4 protein-coding genes and 1 pseudogene are annotated in these 5,857 nt (G+C 43.5%); 4 read left to right on the top strand and 1 reads right to left on the bottom strand.

Annotation, left to right across the window (positions count from 1 at the left end; genetic code table 11):
- A pseudogene (locus AAC854_RS24420) lies at positions 1 to 95 on the top strand (IS982 family transposase); the annotation flags it as partial.
- A gap of 199 nt (positions 96 to 294) precedes the next feature.
- On the opposite strand, the gene cysZ reads toward AAC854_RS24420, so the two are convergent.
- A complete protein-coding gene (gene cysZ, locus AAC854_RS20885) occupies positions 295 to 1,065 on the bottom strand; it encodes a sulfate transporter CysZ (protein WP_340618784.1) in 771 nt (256 codons plus the stop codon).
- A gap of 234 nt (positions 1,066 to 1,299) precedes the next feature.
- Between cysZ and zipA the strand changes: the two genes are divergently transcribed.
- The 3 genes from zipA to AAC854_RS20870 all read left to right on the top strand — a co-directional run bounded on the left by zipA (position 1,300) and on the right by AAC854_RS20870 (position 5,681).
- Positions 1,300 to 2,241 carry a cell division protein ZipA gene (zipA, locus tag AAC854_RS20880; RefSeq protein WP_340618783.1) on the top strand — a complete coding sequence of 314 codons (942 nt, stop codon included), beginning with the start codon at positions 1,300 to 1,302 and terminating at the stop codon, positions 2,239 to 2,241.
- Between the two features lie 61 nt (positions 2,242 to 2,302).
- The gene (gene ligA / locus AAC854_RS20875; protein ID WP_340618782.1) at positions 2,303 to 4,321 is read left to right on the top strand and encodes an NAD-dependent DNA ligase LigA; all 2,019 of its coding nucleotides are present in this window, start codon (positions 2,303 to 2,305) and stop codon (positions 4,319 to 4,321) included.
- Between the two features lie 169 nt (positions 4,322 to 4,490).
- On the top strand, positions 4,491 to 5,681 hold the full coding sequence (locus AAC854_RS20870) for a NupC/NupG family nucleoside CNT transporter (RefSeq protein ID WP_340618781.1): 1,191 nt from the start codon (positions 4,491 to 4,493) through the stop codon (positions 5,679 to 5,681).
- Positions 5,682 to 5,857 lie beyond the last annotated feature (176 nt).

Here is a 5,857-nt window from a genome sequence, read left to right as displayed (position 1 = left end):
AACTGCTTTCTCATACGTTGGGCATTTTTGCCAATTTTAAACAAGGTAAAAGTCAACGCGACTGGCTTCAACAAGCCAACGTCATAGGATGTTAAAGTCGAGCATCGCGTTTATTTAGGTTATTTATGGTTTGTATAACTATTTGTAGTGTTTTTGTAGCATTTTGTGGCTAAAAACAGTGACTTCTGCGGAAGCGGAAGAAAATGAAACTATGATGAAAATCATGCTAAACAACCCTGACATAGTAAGAATTGCCAGGGTGTTTAGTAGGTAACTGGCTGAATTAGCCTAGTTTTATTGCCTATGATTCAGGGCGTGCTGAGCGCGGTGACGATCAACCCACATAGCGGTAGCGCCACAGACGGCGACGGGCATAATAAATAAATTCACGATAGGGATCATGGTCAGTACGCTTACCGCCGCACCAAATTGGAGATTGGCAATTTTGTCTTGCCGCAGCGCATTGCGCATGGTGGAAAAACTAACTTTATGGTTATCAAATGGATAATCACAATATTGGATCGTCAGCATCCACGCACTAAAAATAAACCAAAGGACGGGCGCAACGGTTTGTCCGATCCCTGGAATAAAGTAAAGTAACAATAGAACAATCGCACGGGGAATATAGTAAAGAATTTTTACTACTTCACGTTTTAGAATGCGGGGGGTGTCTTTGAGTAAATCGATAACACCAGTATCCGGTGCAGGTATACCTGTCAGGTTTGCTTCCAGTTTTTCGGCCAGCAATCCATTGAATGGTGAGGCGATAAAATTAGCCAGTGTGCTGAAAAAATAAGTAAAAACCAATAAGATGGAAATAACGGCAAGCGGCCAAATTAAATAACTTAACCATTGCATCCAGTCTGGTATTTTATCGAGCGTCCATTGTACCCAGCCGCCTAGTTTCTGATATAGCCACCAAAATGAGCCACCTAACAATAAGATATTGGCCAGTAAGGGTAATAAAACGAATCTCTTAATGCCAGGACGGGTTATCAGTTGCCAACCTTGTGCAATATAATGAAATCCACTCAGACGTTTTGGCAATTTTGTCGAATTCGTCATATTTTCTTATTCTCTCCCAGATGATTGAGACGGTATGATATAGGCAGGATTTTCTACTGACTAGTAGTTTTGTGTGTAAAAAACATCCGAAAAAACAGCGAATATATCTCTTTATGGTAAGAAAAGTATGTAGAGACTTGCACTTGTCTTATTTGGCAAATACTCTTATCTAAAGAATATTCCGCCGTAGTGGCACTTACTTTAAACAACAGACTTTAAACAACAGAGATAGCAATGATGCAGGATTTGCGTCTGATATTAATCGTTGTTGGTGCGATAGCCATAATAGCTTTGCTATTACATGGGTTGTGGACCAGCCGTAAAGAGCGTTCATCACTCTTTCGTGATCGCCCAGTTAAACGTCATAAACAGGAGCGCCAGAAAGAGCTGGAAGATAATGATGGCGATGGACTGTTTGATAATTCGCCGAAATCACATGCTCAGGAGTCGGCAAAACCGCACACTGAACATCGTGCTGAGCCTGTTATTGAACGTCGTGAGCCTGAGTCATCAGCAGTAATGTCTGATGATGATTCCGATCCTTTACTTGCAAGGCATCATCCTGATGTACCAGCAGCAAAAGAGAAGGTTGCCGACAGACAACAGGAAGAGCCGCAACTTGGGTTGTTTGACCCGGTTGAACAAAAAGTTGCAGGATCAGCGGAACCGATAGCCGGGATTGTTGAAGGGCAATCCATTGAAGGGCAGCCAAAGCTACCTGAAAGTGAAGGGGCGGTTGAATCCGGGCAAACCAAGAAAGAGACTGTGCTGGTATTGCATGTTGCTGCACATCATGGGCAGGAGCTGAATGGTGAAGTGCTGTTTCAAAGCATTTTGCAGGCAGGTTTCCGGTTTGGTGACATGAATATCTTCCATCGTCATTTGAACCCATCGGGCAGTGGTGCTGTGTTGTTCAGTTTGGCTAATATGGTAAAACCCGGTTCGTTTGATCCCGATCGAATGACAGATTTTACTACCCCCGGGATTTCCATGTTTATGCTTGTGCCTTCATATGGTGATTCCAATCAGAACTTTAAACTGATGTTACAGGCAGCACAGCGTATAGCTTCCGATGTGGGAGGCGTGGTTCTGGATAGTGAACGTAAGATGCTGACACCACAGATGATTGAACTCTATAAAACGCGTATCCGTAACACGCTTAATGTCGGTGAATAATTCCTTCTTTTTAGTCTCAAGCCCCCGCTAGCCGGGGGTTTTTCATCTCTGGTGAGAATTCATGGAAAATATTATTGAAAAAATCAACAAACTAAGAACAACATTGCGTCATCATGAGTATTTGTATCATGTCATGGATGCGCCAGAGATCCCGGATGCAGAATATGATCGTTTAATGCGGGAATTAAAAGCGCTGGAAGAACAGCATCCTGCGCTGATTACAGCAGATTCTCCCACCCAACGCGTTGGTGCAGCCCCACTAACGGCATTTGAGCAGGTGCGTCATGAAATACCTATGTTGTCTTTGGATAACGTATTTGATGAAGATAGCTATCTGGCATTTGACAAACGTGTTCGCGATCGTCTGAAAGATAGTCGGGATTTGGTATTTTGCTGTGAACTGAAACTCGATGGTCTGGCTGTTAGTTTACTGTATGAACATGGGGAATTGGTACAGGCTGCAACTCGTGGAGACGGCACAACGGGAGAGAACATCACTGCGAATGTTCGTACCATTCATGCCATTCCTTTGCGCCTGAAAGGGGAAAATATTCCTGCCCGTGTTGAAATCCGTGGTGAAGTATTCATCAAACAGGCGGGGTTCGAAAAACTCAACGAAGAAGCACGTCGCACAGGTAATAAAGTATTCGCCAATCCCCGCAATGCAGCGGCTGGATCTTTACGCCAGCTTGATCCGAGAATTACCGCCAAACGCCCGCTCACTTTCTATTGTTATGGTATCGGGGTACTGGAAGGTGGGGAATTTCCGGCAAGCCATTATGAACGTTTGATGCAGTTCAAAAATTGGGGATTGCCCGTCAGTGACAAAATAAAATTGTGTCAGGGCACTCAACAAGTGATGGATTTTTACCATAACATTGAAATACAGCGCCCGACGCTGGGTTTTGATATTGATGGTGTTGTCGTTAAAGTTGATTCCCTTGAGTTACAGGAAACATTGGGATTTGTGGCCAGAGCGCCACGCTGGGCGACAGCCTTTAAATTTCCGGCTCAAGAACAGATGACTATTGTACGTGGTGTTGAGTTTCAAGTAGGGCGTACAGGTGCGATTACACCAGTTGCCCGTTTGGAGCCTGTATTAGTGGCTGGTGTGACGGTCAGTAACGCGACATTGCACAATGCGGATGAAATTGAACGTTTGGGTCTGCGTATTGGTGATACTGTGGTGATTCGCCGGGCCGGAGATGTTATTCCACAAGTTGTCGGTGTTGTGCATGAGAACAGGCCAACGGAAAGCCAGGAAATCATTTTCCCGGAACATTGTCCGGTTTGTGGTTCAGATATCGAACGTGTTGAAGGTGAGGCAGTGGCTCGTTGTACCGGAGGCTTATTCTGCGGAGCTCAACGCAAAGAAGCATTGAAACATTTTGTTTCCCGTCGGGCTATGGATGTAGATGGCATGGGTGAAAAAATCATTGAGCAGCTCGTAGATAAAGAGTATGTCAAAACACCGGCTGATCTTTTCCGTTTGAGTGCCGGCACGCTCACTGGTCTTGAGCGCATGGGGCCTAAATCTGCGCAAAATGTGATTAATGCTCTGGAAAAATCCAAAAAAACCACCTTTGCCCGCTTTATTTATTCTTTGGGCATTCGTGAAGTTGGTGAAGCAACGGCTGCTAATCTTGTTTCGCACTTTGGCACATTGGAAAAACTACGTGCAGCAGATACTGAGGCACTTATTGCGGTTCAGGATGTCGGCGGTGTTGTTGCCAGCCATGTCGTGAATTTTTTCAGCGAAGAGCACAATCAGATAGTCATTGATGATTTGGTCAATAATATCGGTATCCATTGGGAATCGGCTGAAAGCCCGCGTTTAGATGAAGTTGACAGCTCATTTGCCGGTAAAATCGTTGTATTGACTGGCTCATTAAGCCGTCTATCCAGAGATGAAGCCAAAGATAAGTTGGTAGCTTTAGGTGCGAAAGTAACCGGTAGTGTTTCTAAGAAAACCGATCTGGTTATTGCCGGTGAAGCGGCGGGTTCTAAATTAGTTAAAGCTAATGAGTTAGGGATTCCTGTTATTGATGAAGAGGAAATGCTTCATTTATTGGGTGAATAATATACTTTTCACTCAAAAGCATGAACGAGAAAGTGTGATCGGGTTGGCTAAATAGGAATTTGTAACCGCTAGATAGTGAATTAATGTGATAATCAGCATAATTTTCTACTATGCGTTACATAAAATACATTTATAAATTTGCGCAGCATCATGTTCGGGAGTTCTTTTTATGTCTCATATTTTTCATTTTTGTCTCGCATTGGTTGTGATTGGCGGCCTGGCGATTTTAGCGAGTAATAATCGGAAGGGTATTCAGATTCGTTATATTATTCAGCTGCTTATCATCGAGCTTTTCCTTGCTTGGTTCTTCTTGAATTCTAATGCGGGTTTGGGAATTGTTAAGGGATTTGATAACTTATTCGTCCATTTATTGTCTTATGCAGCAAAAGGTACCAGCTTTGTTTTCGGGGGCATGATAGAAGCGAATCTGGCGTTCTTCTTCCTGAATGTATTGTGCCCTATCATTTTCATCTCCGCCCTGATTGGTATTTTGCAACACATCAAAGTGCTGCCGATTATCATTCGTGCGATAGGTACAGTGCTGTCTAAAGTCAATGGTATGGGCAAACTGGAATCCTTTAATGCGGTTAGCTCATTGGTTCTGGGACAATCAGAGAACTTCATTGCTTACAAAGATGTGCTGGACAAAATGTCTGAGCGCAGGATGTATACAATGGCAGCGACAGCTATGTCAACGGTATCAATGTCTATCGTTGGTGCTTACATGACGATGTTGGATGCAAAATACGTTGTAGCAGCCCTGATTCTCAATATGTTTAGTACTTTCATCATCTTATCTCTTATTAACCCTTACTCTATTGAGAGTGAAGATGAAATCCATATGGGCAACCTCCACGAGGGGCAAAGTTTCTTTGAAATGCTGGGCGAATATATTCTGGCAGGTTTCAAAGTTGCTTTGATTGTCTCTGCGATGCTGATCGGTTTTATCGCCCTGATTGCGGGTATCAATGCAATTTTCCACTTAGCATTTGGTATTACTTTCCAGGAATGTTTGGGGTATGTGTTCTATCCATTGGCATGGATTATTGGCATCCCAAGCGATGAAGCGTTGAAAGTGGGTAGTATCATGGCTACTAAGCTGGTTTCTAACGAATTTGTTGCGATGCAGAGTTTGCAAGAAATCGCGGCCCAATTAAGTGAGCGTTCAAAAGGTATTCTGTCCGTATTTTTGGTTTCTTTTGCTAACTTCTCATCCATTGGGATTGTTGCGGGTGCCATTAAGGGACTGAATGAAAAACAAGGTAATACCGTTGCACGTTTTGGCCTGAAATTACTGTTCGGTTCAACGTTGGTGAGTTTCCTATCTGCGGCAATTACTGGGCTGATTTTGAGTATCTAATCAATTCCATAGCTGGATCTGATAAAACTCATCGAAAGTGGCGTCTTGGCAGATGCCACTTTTTTTTGTATATAGAAAACCCCCTGCTAGGCAGGGGGTTCCGTAGAGCTTTCAGCTATAAAGCCGCTATAAAAACCCCTTTTGATTTGTTAAAACACCTTGCGGTCTGGCAACTG

Origin of the sequence: Xenorhabdus entomophaga (assembly GCF_037996725.1) — a bacterium.
Lineage (GTDB): Bacteria > Pseudomonadota > Gammaproteobacteria > Enterobacterales > Enterobacteriaceae > Xenorhabdus > Xenorhabdus khoisanae.
The sequence above is the reverse complement of the archived record's forward strand: the minus strand, read 5'-3'. Positions and strand labels throughout refer to the sequence as shown.

Excerpts from the sequence above, each read along its gene's own strand:
- ligA (WP_340618782.1), top strand. The coding sequence starts at position 2,303 with ATGGAAAATATTATTGAAAAAATCAACAAACTAAGAACAACATTGCGT.
- cysZ (WP_340618784.1), bottom strand. The coding sequence starts at position 1,065 with ATGACGAATTCGACAAAATTGCCAAAACGTCTGAGTGGATTTCATTAT.
- zipA (WP_340618783.1), top strand. The coding sequence starts at position 1,300 with ATGATGCAGGATTTGCGTCTGATATTAATCGTTGTTGGTGCGATAGCC.
- AAC854_RS20870 (WP_340618781.1), top strand. The coding sequence starts at position 4,491 with ATGTCTCATATTTTTCATTTTTGTCTCGCATTGGTTGTGATTGGCGGC.